Annotated in this window: 14 protein-coding genes and 1 tRNA gene; 4 read left to right on the top strand and 11 right to left on the bottom strand. The window is 62.6% G+C overall.

The genetic code is table 11. From position 1 onward, the window contains the following. Positions 1-8 precede the first annotated feature (8 nt). The 4 genes from ACPPVP_RS07545 to ACPPVP_RS07530 form a co-directional block, all read right to left on the bottom strand. Positions 9-527, bottom strand: a complete 519-nt coding sequence (locus tag ACPPVP_RS07545) for an ABC-three component system middle component 2 (protein ID WP_426532763.1) — start codon at positions 525-527, stop codon at positions 9-11. Then, positions 515-1,387, bottom strand: coding sequence for an ABC-three component system protein (locus tag ACPPVP_RS07540; RefSeq protein ID WP_426532761.1), 873 nt, complete (start codon positions 1,385-1,387; stop codon positions 515-517). Before ACPPVP_RS07540 ends, ACPPVP_RS07545 begins: the two co-directional genes overlap by 13 nt. Before the next feature lie 997 nt (positions 1,388-2,384). Beyond that, positions 2,385-2,459: transfer RNA gene (locus tag ACPPVP_RS07535), tRNA-Glu, on the bottom strand. Between the two features lie 131 nt (positions 2,460-2,590). Further along, positions 2,591-2,929, bottom strand: coding sequence for a hypothetical protein (locus ACPPVP_RS07530; protein WP_426532759.1), 339 nt, complete (start codon positions 2,927-2,929; stop codon positions 2,591-2,593). Between ACPPVP_RS07530 and ACPPVP_RS07525 the strand changes: the two genes are divergently transcribed. Beyond that, complete coding sequence (locus ACPPVP_RS07525) at positions 2,928-3,956, top strand: RluA family pseudouridine synthase (RefSeq protein WP_426532757.1); 1,029 nt, start codon at positions 2,928-2,930, stop codon at positions 3,954-3,956. The two genes, ACPPVP_RS07530 and ACPPVP_RS07525, sit on opposite strands and share 2 nt — an antisense overlap. 215 nt (positions 3,957-4,171) lie before the next feature. Further along, a complete protein-coding gene (gene rpoH, locus ACPPVP_RS07520; protein WP_426532755.1) occupies positions 4,172-5,071 on the top strand; it encodes an RNA polymerase sigma factor RpoH in 900 nt (299 codons plus the stop codon). 239 nt (positions 5,072-5,310) lie between these two features. Here the strand turns inward: rpoH and ACPPVP_RS07515 are convergent, their stop codons facing one another. The 5 genes from ACPPVP_RS07515 to ACPPVP_RS07495 all read right to left on the bottom strand — a co-directional run bounded on the left by ACPPVP_RS07515 (position 5,311) and on the right by ACPPVP_RS07495 (position 9,742). Next, positions 5,311-5,799, bottom strand: a complete 489-nt coding sequence (locus ACPPVP_RS07515; RefSeq protein ID WP_426532753.1) for a hypothetical protein — start codon at positions 5,797-5,799, stop codon at positions 5,311-5,313. A 256-nt stretch (positions 5,800-6,055) separates the two neighbouring features. Then, positions 6,056-6,679, bottom strand: coding sequence for a peptidoglycan recognition protein family protein (locus ACPPVP_RS07510; RefSeq protein ID WP_426532751.1), 624 nt, complete (start codon positions 6,677-6,679; stop codon positions 6,056-6,058). A 35-nt stretch (positions 6,680-6,714) separates the two neighbouring features. Continuing rightward, positions 6,715-7,944 (bottom strand): GGDEF domain-containing protein, encoded by a 1,230-nt coding sequence (locus ACPPVP_RS07505; protein ID WP_426532749.1) that lies wholly within the window; start codon positions 7,942-7,944, stop codon positions 6,715-6,717. Between the two features lie 719 nt (positions 7,945-8,663). Next, a complete protein-coding gene (locus ACPPVP_RS07500) occupies positions 8,664-9,281 on the bottom strand; it encodes a LysE family translocator (protein WP_426532747.1) in 618 nt (205 codons plus the stop codon). Positions 9,282-9,334: 53 nt separating this feature from the next. Further along, positions 9,335-9,742, bottom strand: a complete 408-nt coding sequence (locus ACPPVP_RS07495) for a response regulator (RefSeq protein WP_426532745.1) — start codon at positions 9,740-9,742, stop codon at positions 9,335-9,337. Positions 9,743-9,892: 150 nt separating this feature from the next. Between ACPPVP_RS07495 and ACPPVP_RS07490 the strand changes: the two genes are divergently transcribed. Then, positions 9,893-10,738 carry an SDR family NAD(P)-dependent oxidoreductase gene (locus tag ACPPVP_RS07490; protein ID WP_426532743.1) on the top strand — a complete coding sequence of 282 codons (846 nt, stop codon included), beginning with the start codon at positions 9,893-9,895 and terminating at the stop codon, positions 10,736-10,738. A 292-nt stretch (positions 10,739-11,030) separates the two neighbouring features. Here the strand turns inward: ACPPVP_RS07490 and ACPPVP_RS07485 are convergent, their stop codons facing one another. Then, positions 11,031-11,837, bottom strand: a complete 807-nt coding sequence (locus ACPPVP_RS07485; protein WP_426532741.1) for a lytic murein transglycosylase — start codon at positions 11,835-11,837, stop codon at positions 11,031-11,033. 194 nt (positions 11,838-12,031) lie between these two features. Further along, positions 12,032-12,826 (bottom strand): lytic murein transglycosylase, encoded by a 795-nt coding sequence (locus ACPPVP_RS07480; RefSeq protein WP_426532739.1) that lies wholly within the window; start codon positions 12,824-12,826, stop codon positions 12,032-12,034. Positions 12,827-13,050: 224 nt separating this feature from the next. Here ACPPVP_RS07480 and ACPPVP_RS07475 point away from each other — a divergent pair, with 224 nt between their 5' ends. Further along, the gene (locus ACPPVP_RS07475; protein WP_426537713.1) at positions 13,051-13,977 is read left to right on the top strand and encodes an OmpA family protein; all 927 of its coding nucleotides are present in this window, start codon (positions 13,051-13,053) and stop codon (positions 13,975-13,977) included. Positions 13,978-13,999 lie beyond the last annotated feature (22 nt).

Genomic DNA, 13,999 nt, shown 5'->3' with positions numbered 1-13,999 from the left:
CTTAGCCATCAAAGTGACCCAGATGATCCGCTAGACTTCTCTTCCTGAAACTCTGCCGTCCAACGACCAATCTTCGCTTCAATCAGAGTCTTGATTTCCGCACCGCCCATATGCGCGAAGCGATTTGCCATCCATTTTGCTCGCTGCTTGAGCTGCACAGTGTAGGTTGACTGTAAGAGATCCAAGAAGCTCGGAGCATCTTGGCTGGCTACAAAGCAGATACCCTTCTCGCTATCTGAGACGTCGACCAGATGCATCTGTTGCATCAACCTTAGGCTTCGCTCCAATAGCCGACGACGAACGAGCAATTCGCCAGCTCGATTTGGTAAGTCTGGATGAAGGCTCTTGGGGACATCATCACCGTCCAAGTCCGCAGTATGAACGACGAGGTGATCAAGCCAGGTCATCTCGATTAGGTCGCATTGCCGTGGGTAGAACGCCTCGAGAAGCACAAGAGCCCTGATGCCCGTCTCGAGAGGGCTATTGAACGGATGAGATGCCGGCTCATCGAGCTTTAGCGCTTCCATGCCCATCGCCCTTCGTTGGCAAAGTGATGGCAGGCGCCTTGTTTCACCTGAACCCTCGCATGACGGCCGAGCACGCCCGAGGGAAGTACCGACGCCGCCTGAGCTAGAACCTTTGTCACCCGCTCAAGCCCGTCCTTGTGATTATCGGCAAAGATATCTGCCACACCATGATAGAGTTCTTCTTTGAATGTCACCAGGTAGTCGGCAGGGGTTGAGTCGCGATAGTAGCGATCAAATTCTGCTGCCTCGAAGAAACGAGTTCGTTGGTTGCGGAGATGAGGACCCCAATCCTCATGTTGAAGTACAGCATGGGGTCCACTGAAAGTCTCTCCAGACCGTTGCGCATACAGGTCGACGAGTTGCCCAACATATACAGCCTCTTCTCTCTGCAAGTCGGCAGGCGTCACTCCGACAGGGGCAGGGCCCGGATCGTCATTGAACCAGTGTACGAGAACAGGCTTGGCAAACGGATCTTCAACGAGGCGAACGGCGTCAAACGAGTAGACCCGCGTGAAGTCGAACGCCGCGATCGCGGCCCGGATTTCCTGACTAAGGGGCACTGTGGCGTTATCGACCAGTCGAGGTGCAATCACGGTATCCCAACGATCAACGAAGGCCTGACGAAAGCGCTCTGGGTGAGCGATGAACGCCTGCACATTGCGCACAACGCCCCGAGGTGAGACAAAATAATACGCCCCGGGAAGGGTGTACGCTCCGTTGGCTGCATGCATGAATATCTTGCCAAGCTCAACAAACGCTGCCGTCTCTGAGAGACGAGCGAGAAGCTGCTTGCATTGAAAATTGTGCCATTCGCCCTCGTGACGTTGGCTCGTGACGTACCCAACGACGTCGCGGCCCATGTCACCGGCTCCGGACCAGCGCTCGTGAGCAAAATAGTCTCTCGTTCGCCTGGCCAGCCAGTCGCTAACGAAGCCCTCAAGGCGCTCGTCGGGCAAGGCGGAAATCTGGACAGCGTAGTTTGGGCGCAAATTGGGGACTCAACTTTCCGGGTTTTTATTGCCTCATAACGACTAGATGTTGCAAGCGCAGTCGGTAATGGTCTTTAGTAGAAATACCGTTATTTATTTCCAGCAATTGGCCTCCCGACCGGCTAACCAGCGGGACTGCCGGTGAGCTGGTTCCAGCAATTGCCCAATTGAGTTCTCCGAGCACTCGACCAACCGACGTCGCGGGGTATGACACTGCGACTAGAAAAGCCCTGCTGCGCTTGTTCAGCCGCGATAGTCAGCAGCGGTCGACGGCCGCCTTCAGGAGATTTTCGACGCAGTCGCTTAGCAAGGACAATTATCTTGCCGTCATGGTCTCTGGCATCGAGTTCAGCATAGTTCTTGCGACCTGCTTGCGATCGCGTGCAGCCTTCGCTCCCAATTTGCGGACAGACCAGGATCGCTTCACACGCTGCGTGCCGGTGCCACGAATCAAGGACTCAACACAAATGTAGGGGCCCAAAACATGGGCCTATTCCGTCGCATTCTTGAAGGATTCAAGCTTTCCCCATCGGCCGAATGATGGCAATTTGAGGCAAATTTGCATCATCCGCGGGTCTCCACCGCGGGTCTCCACCGTCCGAATCCGGTGGCTCGAGAAATGCCCGGTTTTATTGGGTTTTTCGCACGTCGCGGTTAGGTGGCGGAGAGGGAGGGATTCGCATCCCCCGTTAAATCCACGATCGCATAAACTGCGGCAGTCGATGGTCGAATAGTTGGGCCGCGACGCTTTCGACTGCTCACTTAGCTATAGGCCGTAGATTTTCTGAAGAGCTCTTGGCCCGCGTCCCCGTGGACGAGACACAAACTGGACACTAAGCTCTCAAGATCGACTAAGCGTTTGATTTTATGGCGCTCCCTAGGGGAATCGAACCCCTGTTTCAGCCTTGAGAGGGCCGCGTCCTAACCGCTAGACGAAGGGAGCGTACGGGAGAGGGAATAGCCGCGAAATGTGCGGCGGGCAAGGCAAGTCTGAAGGCCCTCGCAGGGTTGGGTAAACCTGTTGCCAGGCGTCCCCGCCTCCGGCCCGGGCACTTTAAGCCGGGCGCGCAGGCCTCAGGGTTCGCTGACGAATTTGAGCTTTCCGGCCGGTTTCAGCGTCTTGGCGTCGAAGGTGCGGATTTCGGTGACCCCGCCTATATCCAGCGTCAGCACCAGCCGTTCGCCGGCCACCGCCGTCGAGACGATGCGGGCGCCCTTGGGCAGGGTCGCAATAATGTCCGCGCTAGATGCCGCGGGGCTTCCCTCGCCACGGTAAAGACGGTACCCGACGGCGATCAGGACCACGGCCACCGCGAGCGCCGAGGTCAGGCCCGCGATCAGCATCATCCGCCGCACCCGCGCCATCAGCGCGGCCTGCTCGGGGGTCGGTTCGGGCGCTACGGTATCGGTCATGCAGGGCTCTGCTTTGGAACAAGGCTCATCTAACGGCGGTCAAAGGCTGGAGGTCACCGTCGGCGGCGACGAGGGGTCGCCGCGTCTCGACCGCGTGCTCGCGGTGCTCCGCCCTGAACTGTCGCGCTCGCGGCTGAAAGCGCTGATTCTGGCTGGTTCCGTCACCGCCAAAGGCGCCCCCATCCGCGACCCCGCTTATCATGTCGCCGCCGGCGATACGATCACAATCGACGTCCCCGAAGCGGTGGCGCCGGAGCCGAAGGGCGAGGACATCGCGCTCGACATTATCTATGAGGACGACGACATCATCGTCATCGACAAGCCGAAGGGGCTGGTCGTCCACCCGGCCGCGGGGCACGAGAGCGTCACACTGGTGAACGCGCTGATCGCCCATTGCGGCGCCAGTCTTTCAGGGATTGGTGGTGTCCGCCGGCCGGGTATCGTGCACCGGCTCGACAAGGACACGACAGGCCTGATGGTGGTCGCCAAGAACGACCAGGCGCATCAATCGCTGACCGCGCAATTCGCCGATCACGGCCGCACCGGCCCGATGCAGCGGGGCTACAAAGCCTTCGTCTGGGGCGTGCCCGGCCGCCAGCGCGGCACGGTCGACGCGCCGATCGACCGGCATGCTTACGCCCGCGAAAAAATGGCGGTGCGCCCGGGCGGACGCGAGGCGGTCACGCATTGGGAATTGCAGGCGGCGTATCAGGGGCGCGACGGCAAGCCGGTCGCCTCGTTTCTCGCCTGCCAGCTCGAGACCGGGCGGACGCATCAGATCCGCGTGCACCTCGCCCATATCGGACATCCACTTCTAGGCGATGCCGTCTATGGCCCGCACTTCAAGACCAAGGCCGGCCACCTCGGCGCGCAAGGTAAGGAGGCGCTCACCGCGCTCGGCCGGCAGGCCCTGCACGCCTATTTGCTGGCCCTGGAACACCCCCGAACCGGAGAACTTTTGCATTGGGAGGCGGCTCTGCCGGAGGATCTGCTTCTCCTGCAACGGGCGCTGGAAGCGGCGCTATGACGCAGCCCCTTCGGAAAAGACAAGCTATACCAGCAGGTTATAGCAGGCACACGGTGACGTGACGTCAGTATTCCTTCCCTATTTGTTCGTTTTCAGCTATGTTGCACCTGCGCTGAATATCCAGCGCGGAACATCGCAGCCTGGTCGGCTTTAACACAGCGATCACCTGCCGGGCCCGCCGCTATCGGGGGCCTGAACAACTGGAGGGCGCTCGAATGGCCCGTACAGCTACGCTGCCGGTTCTCAATGGAGAATCCGGCCTTTCAAGATACCTCGCCGAGATCCGCAAATTTCCGATGCTGGAACCCCAGCAGGAATACATGTTCGCCAAGCGTTGGCGCGAACATGACGATCGCGACGCGGCACATCACCTTGTCACCAGCCATCTCCGGCTCGTGGCCAAGATCGCCATGGGCTATCGCGGCTACGGCTTGCCGATCTCCGAGGTCGTCTCGGAAGGCAATGTCGGCCTGATGCAGGCGGTCAAGCGGTTCGAGCCCGAGAAGGGTTTCCGTCTCGCTACCTACGCCATGTGGTGGATCAAGGCGTCGATACAAGAGTACATCCTGCGTTCCTGGTCGCTCGTGAAAATGGGAACCACCGCGAACCAGAAGAAGCTGTTCTTCAACCTGCGCAAGGCGAAGAGCAAGATCTCCGCGCTGGACGAGGGCGATCTCCGCCCCGACCAGGTAGCGATCATTGCCAAGCGGCTGGGCGTGACGAATCAGGACGTGGTCGACATGAACCGCCGCCTCGGTGGCGACGCGTCGCTCAACGCGCCGATCCGCGACGACGGCGAGGCCGGCGAATGGCAGGACTGGCTGGTCGACAACTCGCCCAACCAGGAAGCCGTGATGGCCGAGCACGAGGAGTTCGATCATCGCCGGCAGGCGCTGAACGGCGCGATCGGTGTGCTCAACCCGCGCGAACGCCGCATCTTCGAGGCGCGGCGCCTGGCGGAAGACCCGATGACGCTGGAAGACCTCGCCGCCGAATTCGGCGTGTCGCGCGAACGCGTGCGGCAGATCGAGGTCCGCGCTTTCGAGAAGGTGCAGTCGGCCGTCAAGGGCACGATTGCCCGGCAGGAAGCCGCAGCGCTCGAAGCCGCGCACTGATCGCGCGAGCGGAGTAACAGGTAACGAAAGCCGGCGGCAACGCCGGCTTTTTGTTTTGTGCTTTGGTTTTGCGGGAAGCTGTCTCACCAACTCCGCTGTCGTCCTCCGCGAAAGCGGGGGACCCAGTACGCCGCGGCGGTCGTGAGACGGCGTGCAATAACTGGGGCCTCTGGGATACTGGATCGCCCGGTCAAGCCGGGCGATGACGACTGCGCCCTTCTGCGCCCGCGCCCTCGCGCTCAATAATACGTCCGCAGATAATCCGCGATGCTGTCGGGCTGGTTCAGGTTGTTCCAGTCGTAGGGATCGCCGTACAGCAACGCGCTGGCCTGCGTCTTGTAGTCAGGCGCGACGTTGTCGGGCTGATCGACCGGTTTTGCCAGGATATCGCGATAATCCTGGTAGTTCGCCTGCGTGCCGATGAAGATGCAGACGCAGTGGTTCGGCTCGGCATAGAGATAGCGCACATCGTTGCCGGTGCGGTGAAGCACGAAGCGATGCGGCGGCAGCGCGTGCAGCGCCTTCCTGCCCGCTTCGTCGTTGGCGACCTGGACGCGGAAGCCGGCCGACGAGAGATAAAAACTGTTCTTGTCGAGGAACGGCTTGCTCGGCGCTTCCAGCGCCGCCAGCAGGGAAGCGCACAGCAGCACCGCGACTGCGGAAATGGCGCCGAACACCTTGCCGGGCCTGCAAGACAAAGACGGCAACGCCGCCGAAAGCGATGTCATCAATTCAAATCCCTTGAATGTCTTTCTATCGATCAACATCGCCGACAGTGCTTGAACCATTGCCGGCGGTCAAATCGACAGGCGCAGCTTCTACATCCCCGGTGTCGTCCTCCGCGAAAGCGGGGGACCCAGTACGCCGCGGCCAGGGAGCGCAATCGCAATAGCCTCTGGAATACTGGATCGCCCGGTTAAACCGGGCGATGACGACTTCCCGCAGCGTATGGGTCCCGGCTAAAGGCCGGGACGACGAGAGGGATTATTCCCCCCACTCCCGCGCCATCTTCGCCAGCGCGCAGCCCTCGCAATAGCGGGCGTCCTTGTAGTCGATCCAATTGTGCGCATAGACGCGATCGAGCGGGATGCCGTAACGCGCGCGCAGCACGTTGACGAGAATTTTCCACGCCGCGATCTGCGCCTCGGTAGGCCCGCGCGTGACGTCGGGATAATTGCCGGCGAATTCGACGCCGATCGAATTGTTGCCGACCACCTGCCGATGGGTCGGGCCGTTGTCGATATATTTGTTGTCGTTGCGGTTGGCGCCGTCGCCATGGGTCGGGACCAGATGTTCGGCGACCGCCCAGTACACCGTGCCGTCGGTCTCGACCCAGACCATGACGCCGCGCCGGGTCGGGTTCTTCGATTGCGCCTGAGCGCCGCCGCGCGCCGAGCCTGCCGGCCCTTCGGTCTGGTGCACGATGATGTTGCGCCAGGGATGGGCTTTTGAAAGTTCGCCCCACGGCGCCAGCCAGACCATCTTCAGGCCGGGAATGTCGGGTGTGCCCGATGCGCGCGCGATTGTCGCGAGGCCGGGCGTCTGCGCGAAGGCGCAACGAGCAAACAAGAGGACCAATAGTGCAGCCGCGAAGAGGCGAAAATTCATGCGCGAAGTCCAGTGACGGACAAACGTAGCACGCCTCACGCGTGCTTGCGCAGGCCCATGTCGGACATTGGCGGGCTTGCGGGTTCGGGCGCCAGCGGCGGCGACGGGTCGTAGGTCGCAAAACCGTTGCGGCCGGCCTTCTTGGCGTCGTAGAGCGCATGGTCGGCGGCCGCAATCAGGCGGTCGGGGAATGCGCCCATCTCGCGGGCCCATTGCGCGACGCCGATCGAGACCGCGACCGGAATATCGTTGCCGGTGCATTGTTCGGCGTCCGCACGGCAGACCTCCAGCACGCGGCGGGCGATCATGGCGCCTTCGCGCAGCGTCGAGGACGGCAGCACGATGCAGAACTCGTCGCCGCCGGTCCGCGCCAGCATGTCGCCGGGCCGCAAGCGCGTCTGCGCCATCAGCGTGAAATGCTGCAGGCAGGCGTCGCCGGCGGCATGGCCGTGGGTATCGTTGATGGCCTTGAAGCCGTCGAGATCAATCACCAGCAGCGCGAAGGGCTGACCGCAGCGTTCGGAGCGCGAGCATTCTTCCGTCAGGCGCTGCAGCAGATGGCGGCGGTTGCCGACGCCGGTGAGATCGTCGAGCAGCGCGAGATCCGCGACCTCATTGCGCAGGCGGTCCATCGCCATCAGCAGGAAGCCGAAATTCAGCGCCATCGACAGGAACACCAACACCAGGATGACGAATGATTGCGCCGGGCTGAACTGCATATAGGAGAAGCCGCCGCCCGCGTCGGTCAGCGCGCCGAGCAGCCGGCTTGCGAAAATGACGAGGATGAAAATGGTGACGATGCCGGCCAGCCGGGCGCCGGGATTGACGCGCCCTTCATGCGGCGACAGCAGCAGCTTCAGGCTGCGCAGCATCGGCAACACCTGGGCGATCGTAAAGACGGTCATTCGCCCCGGCACGCTGTCATAGCCGAACGTGAAGAAGCACAGGCCGGCCGCGCCAAGCCCGGTGATCAGCAAGGTGTCGCGCCAGGAAACCGGCTGATTGAAGAATTTGCGGATGCCCATCGCAGCCAGGCAGATCGCCAGCAACAAGGCGGTGCCGCCAAACAGCAGAGGCACCAATGAATCCGGGAACACCACGCGCAGCATCGCCATCGCCGCACCGGCCGCCGCAGCGAACGCCGAACCGGTCCAGAATCGCGCGGCTTCGAACGACGGATAGCAGCGCATGACGTAGGCCCAGATCAGGCCCAGCGCGAGAAAATTGATGACGAACACCGTCCAAAGCGTCGGAACGCTCAGCATTGCGAACCCGGGACGCGCACGGCCCATCTCCCCTGTTGTCTAACGACCGCTCGAGGCTTCCGCCTCGCGCCTTCTCCCACGACGATCCCCGTCGTCTAGCGGAACAACGTGCATCCGCGCCGCTTAACGGACCCTGACTGCCGCCGGTCAATCCAAACCGTGGTTTTGAATTGATGAAGATCGTCGGTGTTGGGACATCGTTAAGCATGATGCGCGCGCATGCGAACGGCGATCACGAGGCTCGTTTCGGCAAAAATCGCATCAAAATGCATAACAACTGTGGATAACGTGATGACAACGCCATGACGGCACGCGGCATCGCGCTGCGAATCTGGTGGGATCATGATCGAGGATGTTGCGAGGCTGGCCCTCCGCCAAGCATGCCTCGGTGTCGCGTTCAATCCATGAAAACCTTGAGAGGATACTATGGCTAAGAAAGCGAAGAAGGCGAAGAAGGCCAAGGCGAAGAAGGCCAAGAAAGCGAAGAAGAAGTGAATTTTGGCCCGGGTGGAGTGCTCAGCTCCGCCCGGGCTCCCAACTCCGGGTGCGATTTGGAGAACGGCGGGCCCTTGGGTCCGCTTTTTGGTTTTCGGATCTACTCTGCCGTCGTCCCTGCGAACGCAGCTGACGCGTAGCCCGGATGAGCGCAAGCGATATCCGGGATGACATGAGCACCGGCCCCGGATGTCGCTGCGCTCATCCGGGCTACGGGAAAATTGTCAGCGCTCCGCGAACGCGAGCTTGGCGCCGAGTGCGGCAAATCCCGCGGCAAAGCTTCGGCGCAGCCACGCCATCGCCTTCGGGCGGGTGATGACGCGGTCGCGCAGCGAGGCCGCGAACAAGCCATAGACCGCAAACACCGCAAACGTCATCGCCATGAAGGCCGCGCTCAATTCCAGCATCCGCGCCAGCGGATGCGGCTCATCGACGGCCACGAACTGCGGCAGGAAGGCCAGGAAGAAGATCGACAGTTTTGGGTTGAGGATGTTGATCAGGATCGCGGTCACGATGACGCGCCGGCTGGAGCGCGACGAAGCCGCCGGGCGCGTATCGATCGACAGCGCGCCGGTCTCGCGCAACGCCTGCCAGGCCATGTAGAGCAGGTACACCACGCCGCACCATTTCAGCGCGGCGAACGCCAGCGCACTGGTGTGCAGCACCGCGGCCAATCCCAGCATGGCGGCCAGCATGTGCGGCAGGATGCCGAGCGTGCAGCCGAACGCCGCCGCAACGCTCGGCCGCGCGCCCGATGTCAGCGCCACCGCCAGCGTATAGAGCACGCCGGTGCCGGGGGAAGCGACCACGATCAGCGACGTCAACAGGAACGACAGCGTCATGCCCTGCCCTTAGCACGGCGGCATCCGGCCGGGAAGCAGGGCGGCGCGGCCGCTCAGGAGCGCGAGCGCGCCTCGTCGTCGCGGCGTCTTTCATGCACCATCCGCTCCGCCTCGCGGATCACGTCGAGCGGCGCCCACGGCTTGGACCAGAACAGGGCGCCATCGGGCAATTCCTGATGCAGCGGGCTGCCCGAGGTAACGATCACCCCCATCCCGGGATTGTATTTCCGGGCGATGTGCGCGAGCTCGACGCCGTCCATGTTGCCGGCGAGCTGCACGTCAGTCATCATCAAAACAAGACTGCCGGCGGCGCGCTCCAGTACCAGTTCCGCGGCCTCCGCGCTTTCGCATTCGATGACGTCGACCTCGCTCTCCTCCAGCAGCAGGCAGATCATGTCCCGTTGCATCGGGTCGTCTTCGACAATGAGGGCGGTCGCGCGAAATGGTTTTGATTGTCCCATAAGTAAGCCTCCTCAGCATTTGCGCCGGATTGGCGATGCCTTTCTGTCCGGTAGTCCACGTTAAGCGCGGAAACCGCTTTATGGTTCGGTTCCAATTTGCGAAACTTTGCGGGAACCCGCCCGTCCTCGACCTGCAAGGAGCTCCCCGACATGACTGCGATATCTGGAAGTGCGGCCGCCGTGACCGGCGCCGCCAGCGGCATCGGCCGCGCGCTTGCGCTGGAGCTGGCCGCGCGCGGCTGCGACCTTGCGCTGGCCGACCGCGACGAGGCGGGCCTGCAACAGGTCGCCGCCGAGATCGGCAAGGGAGGCACACGCAAGATCACGACGCACCGCGTCGATGTCGGCGAGCCCGCGCAGATCCAGGAATTTTCGAACGCGGCCCTTGCCGCCCACCCCTCGCTCAACATCGTCATCAACAATGCCGGCGTCGCACTGCTTGGCGCCTTCAACGAGGTCGACCAGGCGCAGATGGAATGGCTGATCAACATCAATTTCTGGGGCGTGGTGCACGGCACCCGCGCGTTCCTGCCGCATCTGGCAAAGCAGCGCGAGGCGCATATCGTCAACCTCTCTTCGATCTTCGGCATCATCGCCCCGCCCGGCCAGACCGCGTATTGCGCGGCGAAGTTCGCGGTGCGCGGCTTTTCGGAAAGCCTGCGGCATGAGCTGGCAATGGCGAACAGCCCGGTGAAATTGTCGGTGGTGCATCCCGGCGGCGTGCTGACCAACATCGTGCGCAACTCCCGCACCGGTACAGGCATCAGCGACAATGCGCGCCGCGCGCAATCGATCGACCGCTTTGATGCGGTGGCCAAGACCACGCCGCCGATCGCGGCACAGCGCATCATCACCGGCATCGAGAAAAACCAGCCGCGGATTCTGATCGGCAACGATGCGTGGTTCATGGATCTGCTGCAGCGGTTTCGCCCGGCGACGTATTGGGCGGTGCTGGCGAGGCGGATCGAGAAGATGACGGGCGAGAAGGGGAAGTGAGGCTATCGTTTCGGCCGCTGCTCCCCTTCTCCCCTTTGGAAGGGGAGCAGCGTGCGTAGCGCGATGGTGTGATTCAAAATTCTCTCCGCCGTCATTGCGAGCGTAGCGAAGCAATCCATGGCGCGGCAAGCGGATAGGTGGATTGCTTCGCTGCGCTCGCAATGACGGCGAGAGTCCGTAGGGTGGGCAAAGCGAAGCGTGTCCACCATCAAGAAGCGCGCTCGACGATAGATGGTGGGCACGGCGCTAACGCGCCTTTGCCCACCCTACGAAGCTGCGAAGCGACGCAGCTTCACCGCCCCACCAGCCGGTCCGCGAAATAGCCGATCGTCTTTCGGTAGATCGTCGCCCTGTTCCACTCCCGCATGGCTTCGAAATTCGCGGTGCCCTCGCCGTACGGCGCGCCGCCCTTGAAGCCGTTGCTGTGCAACAGGTTTGCGGTGGAGGCGAGCACGTCGGGGACGCTGTGGCGGAGGTCGACATGGCCGTTGCCGTCGAAATCGACGCCGTATTTGATGTAGGACGACGGCAAAAATTGCGTCTGGCCGATTTCGCCGGCGAAGGCGCCGATCAAATCGCGCAAGGGGAGATCGCCGCGCTGCACGATCTTCAGCGCCGCCAGCAATTCGCCCTGGAACAGTTCGGTGCGGCGGCAATCATGCGCCATGGTGGCAAGCGTGCGGATCACAGGCATCTTGCCGATGTCCCCCTTGCCGAAATCCGACTCCAGCCCCCAGATCGCGACCACGATTTCCGGCGGCACGCCAAATTGCTTCTCGATGCGCGCCAGCAGCGAGCCGTGCCGCTGCAGCATTTGCCGGCCGATGTTGATACGCCCGGGGCCGACGCGGGTGGAGACATATTGCTCGAACGATTTGTTGAAGGTGCCGCGCTGGCGGCGGTCGAAGGTCAGCACCGCCGGATCCTGCGTCACACCCGAAAGCGCCTGGCTGATCACGGCCTGCGAGATGCCGGCAGCCGCCGCCTCCTGCGACATCGCCGCCACGAAGGTGTTAAAATCGCCGCCGCAGCGGGCGGCGTAAGTGGGGGTGGAACAGATGACGGCGCCGGCAAAAACGGCCCAACGAAGTATGCGCATGCGAATCCCTTGTTCATTCTCGTTTCCATCATGCCATGGGAAAGCGGGGCACGAAACCTCGTCGTCCCTGCGAACGCAGGGACCCATACGCCGCGGCCGATGTTGTTAAAACGGGTTGGTCGACGACTTCGTTTCAGCAATGGCCGCCGGTGGTAATGGGTCCCTGCGTTCGCAGGGACGACGAGACAGTGGGCCTACTCGCCGCCGCCGTCGATCTGCTTGCCCATCAGCGCAATCGCTTTCTGATAGACGCCTGCGGCATTCCAGGCCTGGATGGCGGCAAAGTTCGGCTCGCCCGGCTGGTAACCCGCGCCGGCGCGCCAGCCATGGGCTTTCAAGAAGTTCGCGGTGGAGGTCAGCGCATTGGCCGAGTTTTCGAGATTGCCGGTGCCGTAGGCCAATATCGCCTTGGGCATGAACTGCGTCTGGCCGACCTCACCATGCATGGAGCCGCGCTGGTTCGGCGAGAGCGCGCCGCGATCGATCAATTGCAGCGCCGCGTAAAGATGCTCGGTGAAATACTCCGAGCGCCGGCAGTCATAGGCCAGCGTCGCGATCGACGACAGCATGTTCTGATTGCCGCGCTGGCTGCCGAACCCGGTCTCCATCCCCCAGATCGCGAGCAGCGGTCCCGGCGGCACGCCGTAGCGCTGCTGGATCGAAGCGAACAGCGCGCCCTGCGACGCCTTGAGCGAGCGGCCACGTGAGACGATGGTTGTGGCCCCCCGCTTGGCGAGAAACGCATCGAGCGAGAGATTGAAACTGCGCTGGCCGCGATCGGCATTGATGGTCGCCTGCGCGTAGTTCGTCGCCATCAGCGCCTGGATGGTGCCAGCGCTGATGCCCTTGGCCCGCGCTTCGCCTGAAAATTCCTGCTTCCAGGTAGCAAAGCCGGCGGACGAGCTGCCGCATCGGGCGGCGTGGGCCTCGGAGTTGAAGCCTGCGAACATGGCCAGGGTCGCGCTGAAAGCAAATGCGAGGCGGAGCATGGAAAAGCCATTCCTTGATAGAGCGCTGCGAATAGGCATCGGCTTCTAGCACGTCCCCGGCCGCGCTTCGAGGGTTGCGGCCAGAATCTCGTTCGAAAACGGCCATGATTGCGGCTCATTTGAACCGGCTGATCTGCCGCCGCGACCTTTACAGGTCAACCTTCGCCCCGCCCCCCTCGATCGTTTCTCGAACGAATGGATTTCCCATGAGCTTGCCGCACACCATGTTCAGGCCGGTCCTCCTGCTGTTCGCGATCTCGCTTGGCGCGATGACGAACGCCGCCGCGCAGACGCGCGACGTGGCCGGCGCAAGAGATTATCCCGGCATCGGCCGGTTCGGCGGCAGCGTCATCACGGGATATCAGGTGAAGGATTTTGACGCGGCGCGGATGCAAGGGGCGGCGTTTAGGGACGGCCAGCCCACCGACGCGCGGCGGCTGGAAGGCCGCATCACCCGCATCGCCTATCGCACCAATCCGGGCCCCTCGATCCTGGAGGTGTCGCGCAATTTCGAAACGCAACTGGCGAAGGCCGGCTTTGAGACGCTGCTGGCTTGCGACACCGACGCCTGCGGCGGCATTCCGTTTTCGGAAGCGATCGACGCGCTGCCGATCCCGCAGATGTGGGTGGACGGCTTCAACTACCGCTATTTTGCCGGGTGCAAGGTGGACGCTGGGCGCGAGACCTATGCCAGCCTCATCGTCAGCGAGAACAACCGCGATATCTATGCGCAACTCGTCATCGCCGAACTCGGCGCGATCGAGAACAAGATGGTAGACGCAGCGACGATGGCAAAGGGCCTCGGCGAAGCCGGCCACATCGCGCTCTATGGCATCTATTTCGATACTGACAAGGCGGTGGTGAAACCCGAGAGCCGCCCGACGCTCGAACAGATCGCAAAACTGCTGGCCGGCCAGCCGCAGCTCAACGTCTTCATCGTCGGCCACACCGACAACCAGGGCGCCTACGACTACAATCTCGATCTGTCGCGCCGTCGGGCCGAGGCGGTGGCGGCAGAGCTGGTGAAGAATTTTCGGATCGCGCAGGCGCGATTGCGCACGGCCGGTGTGGGTTTCCTCGCGCCGGTCCGCTCCAATGCCAACGAGGGCGGCCGCGCACTGAACCGGCGGGTGGAGCTGGTGGCGCCGTAGCGTCGACGCGTGGGCCTCCGCC

This window comes from Bradyrhizobium sp. McL0615 (assembly GCF_049993905.1).
Taxonomy (GTDB): Bacteria; Pseudomonadota; Alphaproteobacteria; order Rhizobiales; family Xanthobacteraceae; genus Bradyrhizobium.
Note: the sequence above shows the minus strand (reverse complement) of the source record. Positions and strands in the feature narration are given on the sequence as shown.

What these genes read in the sequence shown, in the direction of transcription:
- ACPPVP_RS07545 (WP_426532763.1), bottom strand. Translation starts at nt 527, where the DNA reads ATGGAAGCGCTAAAGCTCGATGAGCCGGCATCTCATCCGTTCAATAGC.
- ACPPVP_RS07540 (WP_426532761.1), bottom strand. Translation starts at nt 1,387, where the DNA reads ATGGGCCGCGACGTCGTTGGGTACGTCACGAGCCAACGTCACGAGGGC.
- ACPPVP_RS07525 (WP_426532757.1), top strand. Translation starts at nt 2,928, where the DNA reads ATGCAGGGCTCTGCTTTGGAACAAGGCTCATCTAACGGCGGTCAAAGG.
- ACPPVP_RS07530 (WP_426532759.1), bottom strand. Translation starts at nt 2,929, where the DNA reads ATGACCGATACCGTAGCGCCCGAACCGACCCCCGAGCAGGCCGCGCTG.
- rpoH (WP_426532755.1), top strand. Translation starts at nt 4,172, where the DNA reads ATGGCCCGTACAGCTACGCTGCCGGTTCTCAATGGAGAATCCGGCCTT.
- ACPPVP_RS07515 (WP_426532753.1), bottom strand. Translation starts at nt 5,799, where the DNA reads ATGACATCGCTTTCGGCGGCGTTGCCGTCTTTGTCTTGCAGGCCCGGC.
- ACPPVP_RS07510 (WP_426532751.1), bottom strand. Translation starts at nt 6,679, where the DNA reads ATGAATTTTCGCCTCTTCGCGGCTGCACTATTGGTCCTCTTGTTTGCT.
- ACPPVP_RS07505 (WP_426532749.1), bottom strand. Translation starts at nt 7,944, where the DNA reads ATGCTGAGCGTTCCGACGCTTTGGACGGTGTTCGTCATCAATTTTCTC.
- ACPPVP_RS07500 (WP_426532747.1), bottom strand. Translation starts at nt 9,281, where the DNA reads ATGACGCTGTCGTTCCTGTTGACGTCGCTGATCGTGGTCGCTTCCCCC.
- ACPPVP_RS07495 (WP_426532745.1), bottom strand. Translation starts at nt 9,742, where the DNA reads ATGGGACAATCAAAACCATTTCGCGCGACCGCCCTCATTGTCGAAGAC.
- ACPPVP_RS07490 (WP_426532743.1), top strand. Translation starts at nt 9,893, where the DNA reads ATGACTGCGATATCTGGAAGTGCGGCCGCCGTGACCGGCGCCGCCAGC.
- ACPPVP_RS07485 (WP_426532741.1), bottom strand. Translation starts at nt 11,837, where the DNA reads ATGCGCATACTTCGTTGGGCCGTTTTTGCCGGCGCCGTCATCTGTTCC.
- ACPPVP_RS07480 (WP_426532739.1), bottom strand. Translation starts at nt 12,826, where the DNA reads ATGCTCCGCCTCGCATTTGCTTTCAGCGCGACCCTGGCCATGTTCGCA.
- ACPPVP_RS07475 (WP_426537713.1), top strand. Translation starts at nt 13,051, where the DNA reads ATGTTCAGGCCGGTCCTCCTGCTGTTCGCGATCTCGCTTGGCGCGATG.